The sequence below is a fragment of the Vibrio nereis NBRC 15637 genome (assembly GCF_001591105.1).
GTDB classification, from domain to species: Bacteria; Pseudomonadota; Gammaproteobacteria; order Enterobacterales; family Vibrionaceae; genus Vibrio; species Vibrio nereis.
The window spans coordinates 207807-228845 of record NZ_BCUD01000003.1 but is presented as its reverse complement, the minus strand read 5'-3'; the positions used below and the strand labels follow the sequence as shown (position 1 = coordinate 228845).

General features: G+C 45.8%; 23 protein-coding genes. 5 read left to right on the top strand and 18 right to left on the bottom strand.

What is annotated here, in order from left to right; genetic code table 11:
- Positions 1 to 35: 35 nt before the first annotated feature.
- Positions 36 to 419, top strand: coding sequence for a DUF3461 family protein (locus tag VNE01S_RS05305; protein ID WP_053396760.1), 384 nt, complete (start codon positions 36 to 38; stop codon positions 417 to 419).
- A gap of 58 nt (positions 420 to 477) precedes the next feature.
- Here VNE01S_RS05305 and pgpA read toward each other — a convergent pair whose 3' ends face one another.
- The 15 genes from pgpA to vcdP form a co-directional block, all read right to left on the bottom strand.
- Positions 478 to 981 carry a phosphatidylglycerophosphatase A gene (gene pgpA / locus VNE01S_RS05300; protein ID WP_053396759.1) on the bottom strand — a complete coding sequence of 168 codons (504 nt, stop codon included), beginning with the start codon at positions 979 to 981 and terminating at the stop codon, positions 478 to 480.
- 12 nt (positions 982 to 993) lie between these two features.
- Positions 994 to 1962, bottom strand: coding sequence for a thiamine-phosphate kinase (gene thiL, locus VNE01S_RS05295; protein WP_053396758.1), 969 nt, complete (start codon positions 1960 to 1962; stop codon positions 994 to 996).
- Between the two features lie 114 nt (positions 1963 to 2076).
- The gene (nusB, locus tag VNE01S_RS05290) at positions 2077 to 2544 is read right to left on the bottom strand and encodes a transcription antitermination factor NusB (RefSeq protein WP_053396757.1); all 468 of its coding nucleotides are present in this window, start codon (positions 2542 to 2544) and stop codon (positions 2077 to 2079) included.
- Complete coding sequence (ribH, locus tag VNE01S_RS05285; protein WP_053396812.1) at positions 2544 to 3014, bottom strand: 6,7-dimethyl-8-ribityllumazine synthase; 471 nt, start codon at positions 3012 to 3014, stop codon at positions 2544 to 2546. The genes nusB and ribH overlap by 1 nt, the downstream gene beginning before the upstream one ends.
- A 173-nt stretch (positions 3015 to 3187) precedes the next feature.
- Positions 3188 to 4297 (bottom strand): bifunctional 3,4-dihydroxy-2-butanone-4-phosphate synthase/GTP cyclohydrolase II, encoded by a 1110-nt coding sequence (ribBA, locus tag VNE01S_RS05280; RefSeq protein ID WP_053396756.1) that lies wholly within the window; start codon positions 4295 to 4297, stop codon positions 3188 to 3190.
- Positions 4298 to 4359: 62 nt separating this feature from the next.
- Positions 4360 to 5016 (bottom strand): riboflavin synthase, encoded by a 657-nt coding sequence (locus VNE01S_RS05275; RefSeq protein WP_053396755.1) that lies wholly within the window; start codon positions 5014 to 5016, stop codon positions 4360 to 4362.
- Positions 5017 to 5018: 2 nt separating this feature from the next.
- Complete coding sequence (gene ribD / locus VNE01S_RS05270) at positions 5019 to 6125, bottom strand: bifunctional diaminohydroxyphosphoribosylaminopyrimidine deaminase/5-amino-6-(5-phosphoribosylamino)uracil reductase RibD (protein ID WP_053396754.1); 1107 nt, start codon at positions 6123 to 6125, stop codon at positions 5019 to 5021.
- Between the two features lie 12 nt (positions 6126 to 6137).
- The gene (nrdR, locus tag VNE01S_RS05265; protein WP_053396753.1) at positions 6138 to 6587 is read right to left on the bottom strand and encodes a transcriptional regulator NrdR; all 450 of its coding nucleotides are present in this window, start codon (positions 6585 to 6587) and stop codon (positions 6138 to 6140) included.
- Positions 6588 to 6691: 104 nt separating this feature from the next.
- Positions 6692 to 7942, bottom strand: a complete 1251-nt coding sequence (locus VNE01S_RS05260) for a glutamate-5-semialdehyde dehydrogenase (protein ID WP_053396752.1) — start codon at positions 7940 to 7942, stop codon at positions 6692 to 6694.
- Positions 7943 to 7959: 17 nt separating this feature from the next.
- On the bottom strand, positions 7960 to 9093 hold the full coding sequence (proB, locus tag VNE01S_RS05255) for a glutamate 5-kinase (protein WP_053396751.1): 1134 nt from the start codon (positions 9091 to 9093) through the stop codon (positions 7960 to 7962).
- 182 nt (positions 9094 to 9275) lie between these two features.
- Entirely contained in the window at positions 9276 to 9665 is a 390-nt protein-coding gene (gene crl, locus VNE01S_RS05250) for a sigma factor-binding protein Crl (protein WP_053396750.1), read from the bottom strand.
- 102 nt (positions 9666 to 9767) lie between these two features.
- Positions 9768 to 11015 (bottom strand): esterase FrsA, encoded by a 1248-nt coding sequence (gene frsA, locus VNE01S_RS05245; protein WP_053396749.1) that lies wholly within the window; start codon positions 11013 to 11015, stop codon positions 9768 to 9770.
- A gap of 99 nt (positions 11016 to 11114) precedes the next feature.
- Positions 11115 to 11579: a xanthine phosphoribosyltransferase gene (gene gpt, locus VNE01S_RS05240; RefSeq protein WP_053396748.1), complete on the bottom strand. Its 465-nt coding sequence runs from the start codon at positions 11577 to 11579 to the stop codon at positions 11115 to 11117.
- 79 nt (positions 11580 to 11658) lie between these two features.
- On the bottom strand, positions 11659 to 12948 hold the full coding sequence (locus VNE01S_RS05235) for an NCS2 family permease (RefSeq protein WP_053396747.1): 1290 nt from the start codon (positions 12946 to 12948) through the stop codon (positions 11659 to 11661).
- Between the two features lie 468 nt (positions 12949 to 13416).
- Positions 13417 to 13503 carry a small protein VcdP gene (vcdP, locus tag VNE01S_RS19820; RefSeq protein ID WP_486679478.1) on the bottom strand — a complete coding sequence of 29 codons (87 nt, stop codon included), beginning with the start codon at positions 13501 to 13503 and terminating at the stop codon, positions 13417 to 13419.
- Positions 13504 to 13969: 466 nt separating this feature from the next.
- Between vcdP and VNE01S_RS05230 the strand changes: the two genes are divergently transcribed.
- From VNE01S_RS05230 to VNE01S_RS05215, 4 genes are all read left to right on the top strand, one after another.
- Positions 13970 to 15442: an aminoacyl-histidine dipeptidase gene (locus VNE01S_RS05230; protein WP_053396746.1), complete on the top strand. Its 1473-nt coding sequence runs from the start codon at positions 13970 to 13972 to the stop codon at positions 15440 to 15442.
- A gap of 265 nt (positions 15443 to 15707) precedes the next feature.
- Complete coding sequence (locus VNE01S_RS05225; protein WP_053396745.1) at positions 15708 to 16148, top strand: ATP-dependent zinc protease family protein; 441 nt, start codon at positions 15708 to 15710, stop codon at positions 16146 to 16148.
- Entirely contained in the window at positions 16148 to 17053 is a 906-nt protein-coding gene (rimK, locus tag VNE01S_RS05220) for a 30S ribosomal protein S6--L-glutamate ligase (RefSeq protein ID WP_053396744.1), read from the top strand. The genes VNE01S_RS05225 and rimK overlap by 1 nt, the downstream gene beginning before the upstream one ends.
- Entirely contained in the window at positions 17040 to 18107 is a 1068-nt protein-coding gene (locus VNE01S_RS05215; RefSeq protein ID WP_373278529.1) for a succinylglutamate desuccinylase/aspartoacylase family protein, read from the top strand. The genes rimK and VNE01S_RS05215 overlap by 14 nt, the downstream gene beginning before the upstream one ends.
- 48 nt (positions 18108 to 18155) lie before the next feature.
- Here VNE01S_RS05215 and VNE01S_RS05210 read toward each other — a convergent pair whose 3' ends face one another.
- The 3 genes from VNE01S_RS05210 to VNE01S_RS05200 form a co-directional block, all read right to left on the bottom strand.
- On the bottom strand, positions 18156 to 19520 hold the full coding sequence (locus VNE01S_RS05210) for a sodium-dependent transporter (protein WP_053396742.1): 1365 nt from the start codon (positions 19518 to 19520) through the stop codon (positions 18156 to 18158).
- Between the two features lie 215 nt (positions 19521 to 19735).
- On the bottom strand, positions 19736 to 20479 hold the full coding sequence (locus VNE01S_RS05205) for a YggN family protein (RefSeq protein ID WP_053396811.1): 744 nt from the start codon (positions 20477 to 20479) through the stop codon (positions 19736 to 19738).
- 55 nt (positions 20480 to 20534) lie between these two features.
- A complete protein-coding gene (locus tag VNE01S_RS05200) occupies positions 20535 to 21011 on the bottom strand; it encodes a GreA/GreB family elongation factor (protein ID WP_053396741.1) in 477 nt (158 codons plus the stop codon).
- Between the last annotated feature and the right edge of the window lie 28 nt (positions 21012 to 21039).

The following is a 21039-nucleotide window of genomic DNA, read 5'->3' as shown; positions in this document are numbered from 1 at the left end:
AATTAATAACTTCGACACAGTTAAAGAGGTAGCCTATGTTTCCACACCTCACTGGTTTAGGCATTCAAGACCCTAAACAGATTGAGCGCTATTCACTTCGCCAAGAAGCGCACAAGGATGTGTTAAAAATCTATTTTCATAAGCAGAAGGGCGAGCTGTTTGCGAAGAGTGTAAAATTCAAATATCCACGCCAAGTAAAAAGTGTACTTGTTGATAGCGGTAGCCACCAGTACAAAGAAGTCACCGAGATCAACCGTAACCTCACTTTGGTTATTGATGAGCTGAATAAAATCACCAAGCCAGAGAAGTTGATAGAAGTGGATGTAAAACAGAAAATCCTGTCAGATTTGCGTCACTTGGAAAAAGTTGTTTCAAGTAAGATTTCAGAGATAGAAGCGGATCTAGAGAAACTCAAGTAACCTCGTTAAAGTATAAAAAAGGCTTCCGTTTGGAAGCCTTTTCAGCGTATTAATATCGCTATAGCCAACCTAAGTACACACCCACTAAATACAGTGACACCCCAGCCATAACACCTGCTACAATATCATCCAGCATGATGCCTAAGCCACCATGAACTCGCTTGTCTAGCCAACCAATCGGCCAAGGTTTTACCATATCGAAGAATCGGAATAAGACAAAGCCAGCCAAAAGCCACTTCCAATCGAAAACGGGCACCCCTAACACGGGCACTACCAACATAGTGATCCAGAAACCGGCAAACTCATCCCAGACGATAGAACCGTGATCATGAACGCCCATATCATCAGAGGTTACTTGGCAGATTTTTATCCCCACCACACAAGATATAAGCACCAGCAGTAAGTACACCATCAGCGGGGTTTGAGCCAGCAAAAGGTACACAGGAACCGCTGCGAGTGTTCCCATGGTTCCGGGGATAATCGGAGATAAACCACTGCCAAACCCCGTAGCCAATAAATGCCAAGGGTTCTTCAGTGAAATTCGAGATAGAGGGTTTGTCATACTACTGCTTAATTATTGGAAATGATCATAGCCACTAAGTGACCAATTGAGCGCTTCACCTTGCGAGTGGATCTCAAAAATACCTTCTGGTCTTATTTGACCGATACAAGTGAATTTTGCCCCACAGTGAGCCAATGCACTTTCAATGGCACCTTGATTTTGCTCAGGTACCGTAAAGCAGAGCTCATACTCTTCACCGCTGGTGAGAGCATACTGTTGTGCTTTTTGTGGATCACCTAAAAACTGGACCAATTCATTCGAAACGGGAAGCTTTGAAACATCAATACTAGCTCCAACCTTTGAACGTTGCAAAATATGCTGAACATCCGAAATCAATCCATCAGAAATATCAATCGCGGAGCTCGCTAATCCAAGCAGGGCTTGGCCAACTAAAACTCGCGGGGTAGATAAATAATGGCGTTGCTCTAATTCACGAGCAAAAGGCTTGCCCTCTCCCTCATCACGATTTAGAACGACCTCAAGCCCAGCTTTACTATCCCCCAAATCGCCCGTGACATATATCCAATCACCGACTTTGGCACCATCACGTCTCAATGCTTTGTCAGGGGCAACTAACCCTTGCACGGTCAACGTCAAACTCAACGGCCCCTTGGTGGTATCACCACCAATTAACTGGATCCCGAAGTAATCGGCCAGCTCAAAAAAGGCGTCGCAGAATGGGGCTAGCCAAGCTTCATCAGGCTTAGGCATGGTAAGAGCAAAAGAGACCCATGCGGGCGTGGCGCCCATAGCCGCCAGATCGCTAATGTTAGAGGCTAACGCTTTATGAGCTACCCATGCAGGGTTAGCCTCTGGAAGAAAGTGGGTGCCTGACACCAAGGTATCCGTACTGATCGCTACAGATAGTCCCTGAGGAACCTGCACAAGCGCACAGTCATCACCCGCTGCCAACAACACATCGCGGCGCTGCTGCTGTCGGCCCACAAAATATTTCTCAATCAGATTAAATTCACCAGCCATCGGGATTCCACTAGATTGTTTTTAATACGGATAACATTGCTTTATGCGCATAACACTAATTAATACGCATAAAAAAGGTCAGCGATTGCTGACCTTTTCATTCTTGATAATCTCTTACTTCTTACGTACGTGAGGTGCCGCTTTATCAAGTACACCGTTCACGAATTTGTGGCTTTCTTCAGCTGCGAATACTTTAGCAAGTTCAATCGCTTCGTTGATAACCACTTTGTAAGGTACGTCTTCACGACGTGTCATTTCATACATAGCAAGACGAAGCAATGCTAGCTCCATCAAATCCAAATCTTGCATCGGACGAGCCGTGTAAGGACGAATCTTGCTATCTAGCTCTGTGTGACTTAGCACAACACCTGTTAGCAGGTCACGGAAGTATGCAACGTCTGTGTCTGGAGCTGCAAGTGCTGGTTCTGCTGCATGATGTTCTTCTTCATCATACTTACCACCAGATAAGAACTGCTCTTCAATAGTGGCAACATTCTCTTTGGTAATTTGCCATGAGTAGATCGCTTGTAAAGCGAATCGACGTGCATTACGACGTGCGGCTGGTTTCACACTGGCCCCCATTAGGAATCAATTTCTGAAAGAACGTTAATCATCTCAAGTGCGCTCAGTGCAGCCTCTGCACCTTTATTACCAGCCTTGGTTCCTGCGCGCTCGATTGCTTGATCAATAGTATCAACAGTCAGTACACCAAATGCTACTGGAAGGCTGTATTCCAGAGAAACTTGTGCAAGACCTTTGTTACATTCACTACAAACATAGTCAAAGTGTGGTGTACCACCACGAATAACTGTACCTAGTGACACGATTGCATCGAACTTACCTGTTTTTGCTACACGCTGAGCAATAAGAGGTAATTCCACTGCACCAGGACAACGAACAACAGTGATGTTTTCTTCGCTAACCTGTCCATGACGCTTTAAAGTATCGATTGCACCAGACAATAGACTTTCGTTAATAAAACTGTTGAAACGAGAAATAACGATAGCAATTTTTGCGTTTGGCGCTGGGAAGCCACCCTCGATCACTTTCATAAGCTTTCCTTTAACTATGTTCATCAAGTGAGAATCGCCGGATTCTAGCATAGTTTTGTGAGCAATATCTAATGGAAATTTGCATTCCTTTTCCCTTTCGCAAAGGATTGAATGCAAAGAGGGCAAAAGCTCTGAAAACCTTTGCCCTCTTGCGATTTCATAAGACTTAGCAACTACTCACTAACATACTCAACGACATTCAGACCGAAGCCACCCAATGCATGGTATTTTTTGTTAGTTGACGATAGCAGACGCATATCATGCACACCAAGATCCGCCAAAATTTGCGAACCAACTCCGACTCGGCGTGATGTGCCTTGCTTCTTAGCAAGCGTTGGGGCTTGGCCTTTATCCTGCGCTTCAAACATTTTGACTCGGTGGATTAGCAGGTCAGTCGACTCTTCATTACCCAGAATAACCAACACGCCACCATCTTGGCCGATTCGCTTCATCGCCTTGTCTAATGTCCAGCTACGTTCAGCATTGCGATCACTACGGAGTAGATCAGTAAAGGTATCTTGCAAATGCACGCGTACAAGCGGCACTTCATTTTCAAGATCGCCTTTGCAAAGCGCATAATGCACTTGGTTGTCGATCGTATCGCGGTAAGTGACCAACTCAAATTCACCAAACTCAGTTGGCAGTTTGCATTCCGCAACGCGTTCAATCGTCGTTTCGGTGTTGTTGCGATATTCAATCAGATCAGCGATGGTACCTAGCTTGATATCGTGTTTGTCTGCAAAGATTTCGAGATCTGGGCGGCGTGCCATAGTGCCATCGTCGTTAAGGATCTCTACAATCACACCTGCTGGCTCCAAACCTGCCAGACGAGCCAAATCACAACCAGCCTCAGTATGACCTGCGCGAGTCAATACACCACCTTCTTGAGCCGCAAGCGGGAAGATATGACCCGGCTGAACAAGATCTGCCGCTTTTGCGTCTTTCGCCACAGCAGCTTGTACCGTGCGAGCGCGGTCTGCCGCTGAAATACCGGTTGTTACGCCTTCAGCCGCTTCAATAGAAACGGTAAAGTTTGTGGTGTATTGCGCATTATTGTCTTGCACCATTGGCGGTAGACCCAACATTTCACAACGCTCTTTCGTCATCGTCAGACAAATCAGTCCGCGGCCGTGAGTCGCCATAAAGTTAATTGCTTCCGGAGTAATATGCTCCGCAGCCATGATTAAATCACCTTCATTTTCTCGATCTTCGTCATCCATCAGGATGACCATTTTTCCAAGGCGAATATCTTCAATGATTTCTTGTGGCGTACTAATTGGCATCTTTTTATTCCTGTCTCAGCTTCTAGCGGCGAATGGTTTATCGAACGCGAGTTTGGCGTTGCTTATGCAAATCCGTTCTGTTGTAAAAATTCCATGGTGATACGAGATTCTGGTTCCTGCTCTTCACGCTGTCCTGTCAGTAATCTCTCCATATAACGTGCAAGCACATCAACTTCTAAGTTCACTTTGCGCCCTACATGAAAATCTGCAATCGTCGTTTCTTCCCCAGTATGAGGAACAATGGTGAGCTTGAAAGCATTCTTACGCAACGCATTGACCGTCAGACTAATACCATCAACGGTGATCGATCCTTTCTCCGCGACATACTTAGACAGCTCTTGTGGCATCGAGACCCAAAACTCAATCGCACGACCCACCATATTTCGTTCAACGATTTCACCCACGCCGTCAACGTGCCCTGAAACAATATGTCCACCGAATCGCGTCGTTGGCAACATGGCTTTCTCTAAGTTAACTTTGTCGCCTGCTTCGTAATCGGCAAAGCCTGTTTTCTTTAACGTTTCGAGCGATAAGTCCGCGGTGTAGCTGGTTGAGCTAAAGTCCACGACGGTAAGGCACACGCCGTTAGTCGCAATACTGTCACCCAACTTTACATCCGACATGTCCAGCTTACCGACTGCCACGGTAACACTGATATCTTCGCCTTTTGGCGTGATGGCAGTCAGTGTTCCGACTGCTTCTACAATACCTGTAAACATAATTACATTTCTTTTTTCAATAGTTTGGCAACGATTCGAATATCCTTGCCCACTTGTCTTACATCTTGAATATCCAGCTCGATCACATCCGCCATAGAGTCAAGACCTAATGCACCGAGTAACCCTCTGCCATCGCTTCCCATAATTTTAGGCGCGAGATACAGGATAAGCTCATCCACCAGCTCGGCTTTGATCAGGCTGCTCGCCAACGTTGCGCCCGCTTCCACCCACAGGTGGTTAACGTTGTACTGACTAGCCAGTTGGGCAAACATCGCCTTTAAGTCAATTTGCTGATCGTGATTTAAAACAGGAGCAATATCACCTTGCTCAGCGATGACGAGCTTATCGCCTTCAGCTTGGAACAGCTTGAGATCGGCAGTTAGTTGCTGCTGGCGATCCAAGATCACTCGAACAGGTTGACGTAAGTCTTGTTGTAAGTAATTGGCTTGTACATGTTGCGGTAAGTCACTCCAGCGAACATTGAGTGACGCGTTATCGTCTATGACTGTCTTACTGGTCGACAGAATAGCGCCACTTTGCGCTCGGTATTTCTGGACGTCTTGACGCGCCTGCGGGGAGGTAATCCACTGGCTTTGCCCATTAGCAAGTGCGGTTTGGCCGTCTAAGCTCGCCGCCATTTTCAACTGCACAAAAGGCATGCCGGTTTTCATTCGCTTGATGAACGCTGGATTTAGAGCGTGTGCATCTTGTTCAAGCAAGCCGACATGCACTTCTATCCCAGCGTCGCGCAGCATTTGGATGCCGCGTCCTGCCACTTGCGGGTTCGGGTCTTGCATGGCACAAATAACTTTCGCAACCTTGGCATTAATCAGGCCTTCCGCGCAGGGAGGTGTGCGTCCGTAGTGAGAGCAAGGCTCTAACGTCACATAGGCGGTTGCACCTGCGGCTTTCTCGCCCGCCATGCGCAACGCATGCACTTCCGCATGGGGTTCGCCTGCACGAAAGTGAAAACCTTCACCCACAATTTCGCCATCGCGAGTGATCACGCAACCCACGTTTGGGTTTGGAGGCGTGGTATAGATGCCACCTTGCGCCAAATGGATAGCACGTGACATCATTTGAAAATCTAGAGAAGTGAATTCAGACATGAGCTGCGTCCGTTAATCTTCCAGCTTAGCGATTTCTTCGCCAAACTCTCGGATATCTTCAAAACTTCGGTACACTGACGCAAATCGAATATACGCCACCTTATCCAGCTCTTTCAGTTGATCCATCACGAGGTTACCAATCATTTCACTTGGTACTTCGCGTTCACCTGTTGCGCGTAGTTGCGATTTAATCATGCTGATCGCAAGCTCTACTGCGTCTGCACTGACCGGACGTTTCTCCAACGCCCTTTGCAAACCGCCGACCATTTTATCTTCATTAAACGGCTCACGGTTGCCATTCGATTTAATCACGCGCGGCATAACCAACTCTGCGGTTTCAAACGTAGTGAAACGTTCGCTACACGCCAGACACTGCCTACGACGACGAACCTGATGACCATCCGCAACCAAACGAGAGTCGATTACTTTAGTATCATTCTCTGAACAAAAAGGACAATGCATATCACCTCCAAAATAATGCCAGTTAGTGTAGCGGAATTCACAAAGCTAGGAAAAGCAAAAGGGGCTCGAATAGCCCCTTTTTAATCAACCTACAGCCCGTTTTGTTAACTACGCGGCAAGTAGTTCGCCTTACCAACCCATTTATAACTGGTTAGCTCTTCCAGCCCCATTGGCCCACGTGCGTGAAGTTTTTGTGTTGATACCGCCACTTCTGCACCTAAACCAAACTGTGCGCCATCGGTAAAACGCGTAGATGCATTTACATAAACCGCCGCAGAGCCCACTGAGTTAATAAACAGTTCTGAGTTTTCTAAACTGTTGGTCATGATGGCATCAGAGTGGCTCGCGTTGTGAACACGCATATGATCAATCGCCTCTTTTACATCGTCGACGATTTTTACGCCCAACGTGTAACTCAGCCACTCTGTGTCAAAATCACCATCAACCGCATCACATAGTTTTTTCGCATTGCCCATCAGCGCCTTGGCTTTTGGCTCGGTAACAAAAGTGACTTGTTCGTTCATGCGTTCCACCAGCATAGGCAAGAACTCGGCTGCCACACTTGCATGTACCAGTAGCGTATCGAGAGAATTGCATGCCGAAGGGCGTTGGACCTTTGCGTTTTCAACTACGTCGATTGATTTTGCTAAGTTAGCACTTTCATCGACAAAGATATGGCTGATACCAAAACCACCAATGATGACTGGGATCGTGCTGTTTTCTTTACACATTTTGTGTAAGCCTGCACCACCACGTGGAATGATCATGTCCACATAGTCATCGAGTTTAAGCAATTGAGAAACCAGCTCGCGATCCGGTTTTTCAATATATTGTACTGAAGCTGCTGGCAACTCTGCCTTCGCCAGTGCCGATTGAATTACGTTAACCAGTTCCATGTTCGAAAAGAACGTCTCTTTTCCGCCACGCAGAATACTCGCGTTACCCGTTTTTAAACACAGTGCAGCAATATCGATGGTCACGTTCGGGCGCGCTTCATAAATCACACCGACAACACCAAGCGGTACGCGGCGACGTGACAGTGACATACCATTTTCAAGCACTTTACTGTCTATCTCACTACCGACAGGATCATTCAGGCCAATAACGTTACGAACATCGTTCGCAATGCCGATTAAGCGTTCTTCGTTTAGCAGTAAGCGGTCAAGCAGAGCATCTGTTAACCCCGCTTCACGGCCTAGTTCAATATCTTTGGCGTTAGCCGCCAGAATTGTCGCTGAATTCGCTTCAAGTTCATCCGCTATAATAGCCAATGCTTTGTTTTTTTGTGCCGTTGATGCGGTAGCAAGCTGGAAAGCTGCATCCTTGGCAGCTTTACCCATAGAAATCAGTTCCACTATAAATCCCTCAATTCTTATTCTTGTATTACGACCATATCGTCACGGTGCAGTACTTCGCTGCCGTAGTCGTAACCTAATATTCCTAAAATATCTTTGCTGTGTTTGCCAATAATCTTGGCCATGTCTTTACTTGAGTAGCTAGAGATCCCGCGGGCAACCAATTTGCCATTGATGTCTGTCACTCGGACAACATCACCACGAGCAAACTCACCACTCACTTTGGTGACACCTTTCGCCAGCAGACTACTGCCATTACCAAAGACGGCTTTTACTGCGCCTTCATCAATCACGATATCACCCGATGTTGCAGGGCCCGCCAGTATCCAACGCTTTCGGTTTTCCAGTGACTCTTCGCACGGCAAGAAACGTGTCCCATGAGGCTCGTTACCCAGTGAATCAAAAATCACGTTAGGTGCACTACCCGCTGCAATAATGACTTCGATCCCCGCTCGGCGCGCAATGTCTGCTGCTTGTAACTTGGTCGCCATTCCGCCAGTACCTAATGTGGTGCCACTGCCGCCTGCGATTTTACGTAGGGTGTCATCAATGGTTTTGACTTCTTTGATGAGCTCTGCATCTGGGTCTTTGCGCGGGTCGGCAGTAAACAGGCCTTTTTGATCAGTCAGCAGCAAGAGCTTGTCTGCGCCGCATAAAATCCCAACCAATGCCGATAGGTTATCGTTATCACCCACTTTGATTTCACTGGTCGCGACCGCGTCGTTTTCATTCACGATTGGAATGATGTCATTTTCAACCAGAGCATTGATCGTATCTCGGGCGTTTAGAAAGCGCTCGCGGTCTTCCAGATCAGCTCGGGTTAACAGCATTTGACCTATCTTAATTCCGTAGATAGCAAACAAGGCTTCCCAAGTTTGAATCAGTTGGCTTTGACCGACGGCAGCAAGCAGCTGTTTACTTGCCATTGAGTTGGGGAGTGCGGGGTAACCTAGGTGCTCACGTCCAGCGGCGATCGCGCCTGACGATACCATAACCACAGCGTGGCCTAGTTTTTTTAGCTCTGCACATTGGCGCGCCAGCTCAACCATATGAGCACGATCAAGCGCTAATGTACCACCAGTTAAGACACTGGTACCTAGTTTAACAACCACAGTTTGAGGCTGTAGTGTTTGTCCGCATTCTTGATTCATTGTCGTTCTGCTATGAATAAAATAAACATGGTTCTATGCCACTTATATGAAACCAACAGTTTTTCTGTTTAGGGGTAAATGGCATCCGGACCTGATGTTTTAGCAATCAAAGACCAAATTCACAAGTAGAAAAGGCGCTGAATCGCGCCTTTTTGATAGAGAAGAAAGATAAGCGGTCAAAATTAGACAAATTCGACAGAATCTTCATGTAAATGAACTTGAAGTCCAAATTCCGTCTGCATCGTTTCGATCAGTTTTTGGTGGAAAGCTTCTTGCGTATGGTTCACGTCTTTAACCACGTTCTGTGGCAATTTTTCGTCCAACCATTCGCCTGTTGTGTCGTATAAACCACTTCTGTAACGCGCTTGATAGCCATTTCCTTGCTGTTCTAGTTCAAGCCACCATCCCCAAAACTCTCTTTTCTCCGGGGACTTTTTGTCGTTTACACAAACGGATAAACAATCGAAAAGATAAGAGCCATCCACGCATTGCGATTCGCGTAAGTAAGGACCAATGGCTCTGAGGGTAGAAAGCAAGCGATAATGAGTTGGACTTTTCGTCGTATCAGACATATGAATCTCCGTATTCATGACTGTATGTATTGTTACAGGTGCACTGTTAACGTTTTATTTCAGTGCACCTTACACTCAGTTTCGTCCAAATTGCTCGTTATGTCACCTAGTTAGCTCATCCTCTAACCACTGAATGGCTAAATCGAGGGATTGCTCATATCCTTGTGTAATTGTCTTAGTGTTGATTTTCTTGGCCTTGCCGTAATCACTGAATAATGCCACAAGTTGGTTATCACTAAATGGGGAAACAGGGTCACCGTCTAAACTCATTGCCAATATTGGCACTCTGGTTTTTCGGCTAGAAAGAATACCCTGAACTTTTAATGACCATGCCATAAGCTGACTGGCCATACTATGGATATCAACCGCGCTTTTACCAAGGCGAGAGGCTAAAACGTCTAAATGCATTTGCGGCATTTTTTTAAGCTTTTCCGGTGAAGCCAGCACGGAATGAATCGGCGCCCCCATAGAAACACAAGCTTTGATCTTATCTTGCTCCATGAAAGACAAACGCACCATAGCATTACCACCAAAGCGGAAACCAATCAGTCCTACTCGGTAATGATCTACCCAAGGAATATTATAAAGCTCATTAAGTACCGCTTGGTGTAAACACGACGTGTCTTCGGTCAAGTTCCAGTAAGTATTAGAACCAACAGATGGCATATCGACGGTTAACATAGCGATGTCTTTCTTCGCTAGGTGGTCTCGGAACAGCGTCCAAAGATCGGTTTGTAAACTGTCCAAGCCCGCGCTAACCATCACAACTGGCTGGGGTTTATCTGTCTTCGTCAAATGAAGGTGAGCGGTAATTTTCTTGTTTTGATACGGAACTTCGATTCGTTTAACAATAAACTTGGTTTTCTTAGCCGCATCAGTGTAAGCAGAATTGGCCAGCACCTGAGCTTGTGTCGCTAAGTTATCATTTTTTAGATGAGGATAACCGGCAATACTAAAGCACAGTGACGCGTTAAAAAGCTCATCGGCTGCCTCTTCGCCTGACAACTTGTCAGAACGCTTCTGGTGAAGCATTCCCAATTTAATCCATTCATAAGTCCAGTTCCCGCTGTGGTAGCCCATCACGGTATCTAGCCATTGATCTTGAGTTCGTGAATGTTTAGAAGAAGCAATTTTAGCAAGAACAGCTTCGATTTCTATCGGATCTAAGCCCTGCCAAGCCCACTGCATACGACGTAAATTGCGATACCATCGGTAGCCTTCTTGCTCACGTTTTTCTTCCAATAACGACTGGCTACTTGGCATATACTGAATCAGTGCTGAAGTCTCTCGCGCTTGCTTGTGTTTAACAAAAAGAGTCTCTGAGAGGTTTTTACTCACTTCTTCGGACATAATCGAACCTAAATAATTGCTGTTGAGACAATAGTAATAAAAAAAATGACCCAATGAAGGGTCATTTATCAAGAAACTGAAACTTAGCTCAGTGAAGCATTATTTTTGCTTGCGATTGATAGGTTCAATGTATTGAATCGCCATATCCCATGGCTGCTCAATCCAAGTTTCCTGAGCAATATCGACAACATAGTCGTCAAGCAAAGCGGCACCTGATGGTTTTGCACAAACCGCAATCAATTTCGCTTTAGGGTATAGATCACGCAGTTTACGCGCAGTATCACCGCTGTCTACAAGGTCTTCAACGATTAAGTACCCTTCACCGTCACCTTCTGGCGCTTTGATTACACTCATGTCGCGTTGATGATCATGGTCGTAGCTAGAGATACAGATGGTATCTACGTAACGAATACCGAGTTCACGCGCCAGAATAGCGCCAGGAACCAAACCACCACGGCTCACTGCCCAAATGCCCTTCCACTGTTCTGCTGGCATCTGTTTTTCTGCTAGTTCACGGCAGTATGTGTGCATTTGGTCCCAAGTGATGACAAATTTCTTGCTCATTATTATTAACCTAAAATCTAAAAATGTGAGGGCCTGTATTACAAGATCGGCTCTAGCAATACAGACCCTTGAAAACCTATTAAGCGACGATGTATTTGATGATAAAGATGGCAGACATTATCCAAACGCTCAGAGAAACACTGCGCCCTTTACCACTAAACAGTTTAATAGCAGCGTACGCGATGAAGCCCAGAGAAATACCTTCTGCAATTGAGAAAGTCAGAGGCATAAGCAGACACGTTACAACAACCGGAGCCGCTTCTGTTAAATCACGCCAGTCGATACTTACCAAGCCAGAAAGCATCAGGATCGCCACATAAAATAACGCTCCCGCGGTCGCATATGCTGGAATCATTCCTGCCAGTGGCGAGAAGAATAGTGCAAGTAAGAACAAAATGCCAACAACCACAGCAGTTAAACCTGTGCGCCCACCAGCAGAAACACCAGAAACACTCTCAATATATGAAGTGGTGTTGGATGTACCTAACAAGGCTCCCACTGAAGTGGCTGTTGAGTCAGCCAGCAGCGCTTTATTCAAGCGAGGAATTTTTCCATCTTCGCCCACAAGCCCTGCTTTTTGCGAAACACCAACCAAAGTGCCCGCCGTATCAAATAAGTCTACGAACAGGAATGCAAACACAACAGAGATCATGCCCACTTCGAATACCGCAGAAAAATCAAGCTGAAGGAAAGTAGGTGCAATGCTTGGTGGTGTAGACATCAAACCGGCCCACTGAACATCACCAAATAGTAGACCTAGCCCCGTAACAGCAAGAATAGCGATCATTACGGCACCTTTAACCCCACGGTGCACCAAGGCAATGGTCAGAAAGAAACCAATTGACGCAAGAACCGCTGGTAAAGATGTAATTGAACCAAGAGAGACAAGTGTTGCTGGGTTATCAGCGACGATACCCGCATTTTTCAGTGCGATAAACGCAAGAAAAAGGCCAATACCCGCAGAAATGCCGGTACGCAGTGAAAGCGGAATCGAGTTGATAATCCATTCGCGAATCTTAAATACGCTGAGCAAGATGAACAGTAAACCTGAACAGAATACCGCAGCTAAAGCCACTTGCCACGTATACCCCATGCCAAGTACAACCGAATAAGTAAAGAAAGCGTTAAGGCCCATACCTGGCGCCTGCGCAATTGGGTAGTTAGCGACAAAACCCATGATGAAACAGCCAATAGCCGCTGCCACACACGTAGCAACAAAGACTGCCCCACGGTCCATACCTGTGTCAGCCAAAATAGCTGGGTTCACAAATATGATGTAGGCCATTGTCAAAAAGGTAGTAACACCTGCGATGATCTCAGTTTTCACGTTAGTGCCGTTTTCACTGAGCTTGAATAGTTTTTCGAACATAATCGAATCCTATAGGGATTGAGGGTAAACGGTTGCGTAATCGATTGGCGGGAATTATAAAGTCATCAAATATCAAATTCCAGACAGATCTGACTCTATAACCAATATTTCTATTAGTAACACGCCATACCCCCACTCACTGTATGACTAGAAATAGTAAAAAACCTTTTTTAATCAGTAAGTAAAAAAGTATTTGAATAAAAACACTAAAAGATGCTTTTTTGCGCCATGTCGTAAACTTTCAGCGAGTAAACGAATTTTTACGGGAGTGTTCGTATGAATTTATGCGAATAATATGCGCAATATATGCTCTGAATGGCAATCGAGGCATTTTATGAAGAGGAATGAGAAGATAAAAAAACGCCACTCAATAATGAGTGGCGGTTGAATCATGTCAGCTAAGCAAGAGCTGTAAATAAATTCCAATATATAGGGGTGAACAAACTGTTCGAGAGTACAAGTTTTGGATTAGTAACCAAAAGTTGTTGGGTATGCAAAGCTGCCAGTATAAACAGAGCTGTTTAGCCAGAACGCTGCACTTGGTAAACCTTTCATAAATATCACCTTCTAAATCAAATAAAACAGATAACAAGTATTGATTTCTCGGTTCCTTGGAGGCGACAAATCGGACTCATCCTTTGAGCATTTTCTCTTCGCTTTCGAAGTTGATACAAATATACCCCAAAGAAATTTAATTACAAGAAAAATAGTGATTAGAATCACAAAAAATTCATAAAGTGACTAAGATCAAATGAGCACTGTAATTTAATTACAGAAATATCATTTTATTGTTTAATTTAACAACAAACACATAAGAACATTGATGAGTATTTGAAATTTTCACTTCATTTAGATTCTGTGATAGCTCCGAAACATTTACTTTCGCCTCGTACTATTCCCCAGAGACGGGTAGTGCTATTCTGTATCCCTCTATTTAATAGGTCAGATTTAGTTTTTTGTTCTGCATTTTATGCTTAACTCCCCCACAAGATCTGGCATTATTCGTTACAAGGAGTCATCCGTGTCTGAATTCCATTCTGAAATCAGCAACTTATCACCTGCCCCGCTTTGGCAATTCTTCGATAAGATCTGTTCTATCCCTCACCCTTCAAAACATGAAGAGGCACTTGCCCAATACATTATTGACTGGGCTAAGCAACAAGGTTTAGACGTTCGCCGCGATCCAACGGGCAATGTTTTCATTAAAAAACCGGCTACGCCGGGTATGGAAAACAAGAAAGGTGTTGTTCTTCAAGCACACATCGATATGGTTCCTCAGAAGAACGAAGATACGGATCACGACTTCACTAAAGATCCTATTCAACCGTACATTGATGGCGAATGGGTCACCGCAAAAGGGACCACTCTGGGTGCAGACAACGGCATTGGTATGTCTTCTTGTCTAGCCGTGTTGGCGTCAAAAGACATCAAACACGGGCCAATTGAGGTTCTGCTAACAATTGATGAAGAAGCTGGCATGACAGGCGCGTTTGGTCTTGAAGCAGGTTGGTTGGAAGGTGAAATCCTTCTGAACACTGACTCAGAGCAAGAAGGCGAAGTCTATATGGGTTGCGCAGGCGGTATCGATGGCGCGATGACATTCAATATCCAACGTGAAGCACTTCCTGCTGGTTACATCACACGTCAGTTGATCCTAAAAGGCTTAAAAGGCGGCCACTCAGGTTGTGACATTCACACAGGCCGAGGTAATGCCAACAAACTGGTTGCACGTTTCTTGGCAGGCCATGCACAAGAGCTAGACCTACGCTTAATTGAATTCCGTGGTGGTAGCCTGCGTAACGCAATCCCTCGTGAAGCCTTTGTCACTGTAGCTATCCCTGCTGAAAATGAAGCGAAGCTTGCTGAACTGTTCGAGTTCTATACTAACCTGATCAGCCAAGAGCTTGGTAAAATCGAAACGAACATTGTGTCTTTCAATGAAGCGATTGAAACTGATGCCAACGTTTTTGCAACCGCGGATCAGCAACGCTTTATCGCAGCATTAAACGCATGCCCTAATGGCGTGATCCGTATGAGCGATGAAATCGAAGGCGTGGTAGAAACATCACTTAACGTGGGTGTGATTACAACCGAAGAAAACCAAGTTAACGTTCTTTGCCTTGTACGCTCGCTGATTGACTCAGGCCGTCAACAAGTCGAAAGCATGCTAACGTCTGTTGCGGAACTCGCCGGTGCCGAGATCGAATTCTCTGGCGCATACCCAGGCTGGAAACCCGATGCAGACTCAGAAATCATGGCAATATTCCGTGATATGTATGAAGGCATTTACGGCCACAAACCAAACATTATGGTGATTCACGCTGGCCTAGAGTGCGGCCTATTCAAAGAACCTTACCCAAATATGGATATGGTTTCGTTTGGTCCGACAATCAAGTTCCCACACTCTCCAGATGAGAAAGTGAAAATCGATACGGTATCGCTTTACTGGGATCAAATGGTTGCGTTACTCGAAGCCATTCCAGAGAAGGCATAACCTTACTCAATCCTTCCAGAGCCAGCATTATTGCTGGCTTTTTTATTACCTGTCCCACAGCACGCCATAAATAAATTTTGTCGTAACGGTGATTTTTTTTCGTTAGTCACCTCTACTTACGGTTGCTACATTCGCCCTCCTTGAGGCTCTGGGACACACTCTCCTTCCGCGGCTTCAAGCCATACTCGTCTATACTTCTACGAGTTATGTTGGCGATGTTCACCTCACTAGAACATCTTGACTCTACTTTTAAATAGTTATTGCTATGAAAGAAAAACTGATTGTTGGGTGGCGTGAAATGCTTAGCCTCCCGAATTTGGGTATCGACAAGATCAAAGCCAAGATTGATACCGGGGCAAGAACGTCCTGCTTACACGCATTTAAAGTGGAAAGCTTTCACAAAGGCGATACGTTGTGGGTTAGGTTTTGGATCCACCCAATTCAGCATAACTCTGAGGTCGAAGTTGTTTGTGAAGCGAAAGTGATGGATGAACGTACGGTACGCGACTCTGGTGGCCATGAAGAGTCACGCTATGTCATCGAATCCGAAGTAAATATCGGCGGCCAACAATGGCCAATAGAGATTACGCTCACGAACAGAGAAAACATGGCTTTTCGCATGCTGCTAGGCCGAACAGCAATGAATAACCGCATTGTCGTTGACCCAGCGGAATCATTTTTAGTCCCTTTCGAGGAAAGTAAATAATGAAGATTGGTATTCTATCTCGTAACGCTAAGCTGTACTCCACACGACGCCTGATTGAAGCGTGCAATGAGCGTGGTCACGAAGTGAAAGTCATCGATGCACTGCGCTGTTATATGAATATCAACTCAGAGAAACCTGAGATTCATTTCAAAGGCGAGCAGCTATCTGACTATAACGCCATTATTCCTCGCATCGGCGCATCGGTAACGTTCTATGGTACAGCTGTGCTGCGTCAATTTGAGATGATGGGCGTTTACCCGGTCAATGAGTCGGTAGCCATTACGCGTTCACGTGACAAACTGCGTTCAATGCAGTTGCTGTCTCGTAAAGGTATTGGTATGCCAATTACTGGATTTGCCAGTAAACCGGACGATGTCAAAGACTTGCTTGATATGGTCGGTGGTGCCCCTGTCGTCATCAAATTGCTTGAAGGTACTCAAGGGATTGGCGTGGTATTAGCAGAAACACGCAAAGCGGCAGAAAGTGTCATTGAAGCTTTCTTAGGGCTGAAAGCCAACATCATGGTACAAGAATACATTAAGGAAGCTGGTGGCGCGGATATCCGCTGCTTCGTGATTGGCGATAAAGTGATTGCAGCAATGAAGCGTCAAGGCGCAGAAGGCGAATTTCGCTCAAACCTACACAGAGGTGGCAGTGCATCGCTCGTGAAAATTACGCCTCAAGAACGCCGCACCGCAGTCGAAGCAGCCAAGGTCATGGGGTTAAATGTGGCGGGCGTGGATCTTCTTCGTTCTGAACGTGGACCTCTGGTCATGGAAGTCAACTCATCTCCGGGCCTTGAAGGGATAGAGCATGCAACGGGCAAAGACATTGCAGGCATGATCGTTGAGTTTATTGAAAAAAATGCAGCCAGTCAGAGGACGAGAACCCGTGGTAAAGGCTAAACGAAATTCTGTGTTTGATTTTCTCGGTGAGTCTATCTCACCGGGAGAGCGAAAAATGATGGAGCTAGAGGCAGCCAAGCTCTACACCCACTCGCCGCTGTCGATTCCGGTGGAGATAGTGAATGGTAGATATGCTGGTCCTGTGCTGATGGTCAATGCAGCCATACATGGTGACGAACTTAACGGTGTCGAGATCGTTAGACACCTGATTAACACCATTGATGCTGATCGACTAAAAGGGACGTTGATTGCGGTTCCGATCGTCAACGTATTTGGCTTTATTCATAAGTCCCGTTACCTACCCGATCGCCGAGATCTTAACCGCTGTTTCCCAGGGAGTGAAAGAGGCTCTTTTGCCTCTAGGATGGCACACACCTTCTTCGATCAAGTCGCAAGGCGGTGTGACTATATTTTGGACTTACATACTGGTGCGATCCATCGGACGAATCTGCCTCAAATCAGAGCAGATTTGAGCAATCCAGAGTCTCTACGCATAGCTCAAGCTTTTGCTACCCCCGTCATTATCGACGCGCCTCTTCGTGATGGCTCGTTACGCAGTGAAGCAGAAAAGCTGGGCATTCCGGTATTGACCTACGAGGCAGGAGAAGCACTACGTTTTGAACCTATCTGCATCAACGCTGGTTTCTTGGGGGTTCAACGCGTGATGCGTGCCATAGGCATGCTACGTGCGAGTCGTAAAAAACTGCCTTCATCCGTGATCGCAAAGTCGACGAGTTGGATGCGTGCAGAAAGCGATGGCATTCTGCGTACCCTAGTGACACTGGGCGATAAAGTTGAGAAAGGGCAAGTACTGGCTTACATCAGTGCCCCGCTCGGACACAGTGAAATAGCCCTGACAGCCCCCAAGAGTGGGATAGTCATTGGCCAACAAACACTGCCGCTGGTTAACGAAGGGGATGCCGTCTTCCACTTAGCTTACTTTAAGGAAGACGACGAGGAAATTGAGCAAGCCGTTGGTGAATTTATTGAAGATGTCTCTGACACAGACAGAGAGCCATTAACAACCGGCCAGATAACCACGCCTTCCATGTAAACAAAAGCCCGCAGATTACGCGGGCTCTTGGTATCTCTACGTGTTTCTTTAGCCGAATGAAGCCCAAATCACAGTGGCAACCAAAATTGGGCAAACAAACTTCACATACGCTGGCCACAGTTTACCGAATAGGCCTAACGTAAATTCAGGGTTACCTTGTTCTAATTCTTTCACTTTAGAGTGACGGTTCCATACCCAACCACCGAACAGACAGAACAGCAGCGCGGCCGTTGGCTGTAAATATTGCGTCGCTACGGTTGCAACCAACCCAAATAAGTTGCCAAAATTGTACACAATAACCACACTGAAAAGCGCAATCAATCCGCCTAACACCCAGCTTGTTGTGCCTCTTTTGGTATTAAAGCGTTCACTCACCAATGCGACTGGACATTCCAACATCGAAATGGAAGACGTTAGCGCGGCGATAGTCAGCAGTAAAAAGAACACAATGGCAAACAGTTGACCCAGCAGACCTAAGCTGTCAAACATAAGCGGTAACACGGTAAAGACCAACGTATCTGAGCTAAGTAGCGAACCGTCTTCGGCATAAATCTGAACACCTTTTTGCATCGCGACAAACATAGCCGGCATCACAACCAAACCAGCGATAAAGGCCACAGCGGTATCAACTAGCGTCACATTCATCGCCATTTTAGGCAGGTTCTCTTTTTTACTTAGGTACGAACCATAAATCAGCATGGAACACCCGCCGATAGTCAGAGAGAAGAACCCCTGCCCCATCGCTGCTAGGATCAACTTACGATCCATGATTTTTTCGAAGTCTGGCACCAAGTAATGCTTCAGCCCTTCCATCGCACCAGATTGAGTCATGATGTACGCGAACAGCAGTGCAAACAGAACAAACAGTGCTGGCATTAAACGAGTTGACCACTTTTCAATCCCCTGTTTGACACCACCCTGAACAATCAGAACGGTCAACACGTAGAAGGTGATCGTGCCAAATAGGTTTCTTTCAACGCTAAAACCTTTAAACCAAGCCGTTGCCGCCTCTAGACCTAAGATGTCGGTAATGGCACCAAGTAAAAAGCAAATCAACCAGCCGCCTACAATGCTATAAAACGCCAAAACAGCACTAGGAACACTTAGGCCAATCCAGCCGACAGCGCCACCCAATCGTTGTCCAATAGGATTAGCGGTTAATGAGCGCATACTATCAACAGGGTTTGCTTGCCCGTGACGACCAATCGCCATTTCAACCACCAGCATAGGGAAAGCGACGACAAGAATCATCACTAGGTATACCAGCAGAAAAGCACCACCACCGTTACTTGCCGCCTGAGTAGGAAAACCCCAGATGTTACCAAGACCGACTGCCGCACCTGCTGCTGCAAGTATAAAACCAAGACGGGAACCAAAATGTTCGCGAGGCTGAGAAGAGGTTTGTTGTGTCATACTACTCACACAGAATATCAATGAACTAGTTAGCTAGTACAATATAGTAATATGCACTATACAACAAGCAAGATCTGGTTAATAACTCGACAACCAGATCAACGAATAGAAATTCAGTTCATAAAATGACGCGTACACTCAAGTTTAATGCTATTGAGGCACTCAAAAAGCGGAGAGAAACAAAGAGAGCGCCTTAAGCGCCCTCTGAACGGTAATTAAATAGTGAAGATTTGGTAGTCTTTCAATTCGGGGATCTTTTGGTGTAATTGCTGTTCTTGTTCAGCCATCTCATCCAAAGAGTCACAGAACTCCTGACCTTGTTTGATGACATCTTCCTCATGCTCCGCTAAACGTTCAGAAATTCGTTCTTTTAGCTCGGCCATAGAGTCGGCCATTTGCGTCAGGTTGAGCCCACCCTCCGCTTTCATCTTTTCCGACATCGCGTTGAAAGCACTAGCAATAAACTCCTCGTTAAACAGCTCACCTGCTTTTTCTAAGTCTTGCGTCCAAGTGTCTGCCATAGAACCAAAGGTTTCTGCCGGCAGGATCAAATCGCCATTTTTGTAGTAGCGAGACTCAACATCGGCGTAAAACGACTTCATCGACTCTTTCACACTATCGAAAGCACCAGGCATATCAAAACTCGTGGCAACATCATCAACGATATTATTGGCAAGGGCTAATCCATCTTGCGCCATCTGCTTAACTTGTGGGATATAGCTGTTTAAACTATCTCGATATTCTGCGATGGCTTGTTTCTGTTCTTGACTGAGAGAAACCATTTCTCCCGCGATAAGAAGGTTATTGTTGGCGTCAACAACCGCGCTTTCTCCACCTTCTTGATAGATTTCGACCGCTTTCCCGTCTAGGTGGATTTCATTTTTTAAATCTACCTTACACTGAGCTGCCAATACAGGGCCAGACAGCAGTAAAGGTAGTGTTAACAGTACTCTATTCATCATTATCTCACCTTGTCTATTTACTCACACCCTATCAGAAAGCCATTTAATAATGTCAGGCTATGGTTTCTATTTCGTAATAGTAGGCGTTTGCGCCAACTTGGTAGCTGACTTCATCACCTAGCTGCTTACCTTTTAACGCTTTACCCAGCGGCGACTCAAAAGTAACCAAGGTAACTAATTTATCATTAAACCGTACTTTCAGGCCACCAGCACAAGGAGCGACAAAAAAAAGCTGATGGTTTTCATCCATATCAACCAACGTTAATAAGCTACCCACCCCCACTTTTTCCGGTTCTGTCGATAAGTGTAATTCGCGGATCAAGCGGATCTCTTGTTCACACTCTTGAACGCGCATTGCCTGACCATGGGCTAAATAAGAAGCTTCGAGTGCCAAAGTATCGTATTTGTGCTCTGGTACGGTTTCTTCATCGGTTGCGGATTCAATTGCTCGCTGCGCCGAGCGGTGCGCAACTTGTCGTTTTTGCTCTAGTACTTCCAGAATTGTTAGGCGCAGTTCCGATTTATTCATACTAAAATCATGTCCCATCGATACAATT

Coding starts and splice junctions, on each gene's coding strand:
- nusB (WP_053396757.1), bottom strand. CDS start 2,544: ATGGGGGCCAGTGTGAAACCAGCCGCACGTCGTAATGCACGTCGATTC.
- VNE01S_RS05235 (WP_053396747.1), bottom strand. CDS start 12,948: ATGTTCGAAAAACTATTCAAGCTCAGTGAAAACGGCACTAACGTGAAA.
- gpt (WP_053396748.1), bottom strand. CDS start 11,579: ATGAGCAAGAAATTTGTCATCACTTGGGACCAAATGCACACATACTGC.
- ribBA (WP_053396756.1), bottom strand. CDS start 4,297: ATGCCAATTAGTACGCCACAAGAAATCATTGAAGATATTCGCCTTGGA.
- proB (WP_053396751.1), bottom strand. CDS start 9,093: ATGAATCAAGAATGCGGACAAACACTACAGCCTCAAACTGTGGTTGTT.
- crl (WP_053396750.1), bottom strand. CDS start 9,665: ATGTCTGATACGACGAAAAGTCCAACTCATTATCGCTTGCTTTCTACC.
- VNE01S_RS05200 (WP_053396741.1), bottom strand. CDS start 21,011: ATGAATAAATCGGAACTGCGCCTAACAATTCTGGAAGTACTAGAGCAA.
- thiL (WP_053396758.1), bottom strand. CDS start 1,962: ATGGCTGGTGAATTTAATCTGATTGAGAAATATTTTGTGGGCCGACAG.
- VNE01S_RS05205 (WP_053396811.1), bottom strand. CDS start 20,479: ATGAATAGAGTACTGTTAACACTACCTTTACTGCTGTCTGGCCCTGTA.
- VNE01S_RS05210 (WP_053396742.1), bottom strand. CDS start 19,520: ATGACACAACAAACCTCTTCTCAGCCTCGCGAACATTTTGGTTCCCGT.
- vcdP (WP_486679478.1), bottom strand. CDS start 13,503: ATGAAAGGTTTACCAAGTGCAGCGTTCTGGCTAAACAGCTCTGTTTAT.
- ribD (WP_053396754.1), bottom strand. CDS start 6,125: ATGTCTGAATTCACTTCTCTAGATTTTCAAATGATGTCACGTGCTATC.
- VNE01S_RS05275 (WP_053396755.1), bottom strand. CDS start 5,016: ATGTTTACAGGTATTGTAGAAGCAGTCGGAACACTGACTGCCATCACG.
- frsA (WP_053396749.1), bottom strand. CDS start 11,015: ATGTCCGAAGAAGTGAGTAAAAACCTCTCAGAGACTCTTTTTGTTAAA.
- VNE01S_RS05305 (WP_053396760.1), top strand. CDS start 36: ATGTTTCCACACCTCACTGGTTTAGGCATTCAAGACCCTAAACAGATT.
- pgpA (WP_053396759.1), bottom strand. CDS start 981: ATGACAAACCCTCTATCTCGAATTTCACTGAAGAACCCTTGGCATTTA.
- rimK (WP_053396744.1), top strand. CDS start 16,148: ATGAAGATTGGTATTCTATCTCGTAACGCTAAGCTGTACTCCACACGA.
- VNE01S_RS05225 (WP_053396745.1), top strand. CDS start 15,708: ATGAAAGAAAAACTGATTGTTGGGTGGCGTGAAATGCTTAGCCTCCCG.
- nrdR (WP_053396753.1), bottom strand. CDS start 6,587: ATGCATTGTCCTTTTTGTTCAGAGAATGATACTAAAGTAATCGACTCT.
- ribH (WP_053396812.1), bottom strand. CDS start 3,014: ATGAAAGTGATCGAGGGTGGCTTCCCAGCGCCAAACGCAAAAATTGCT.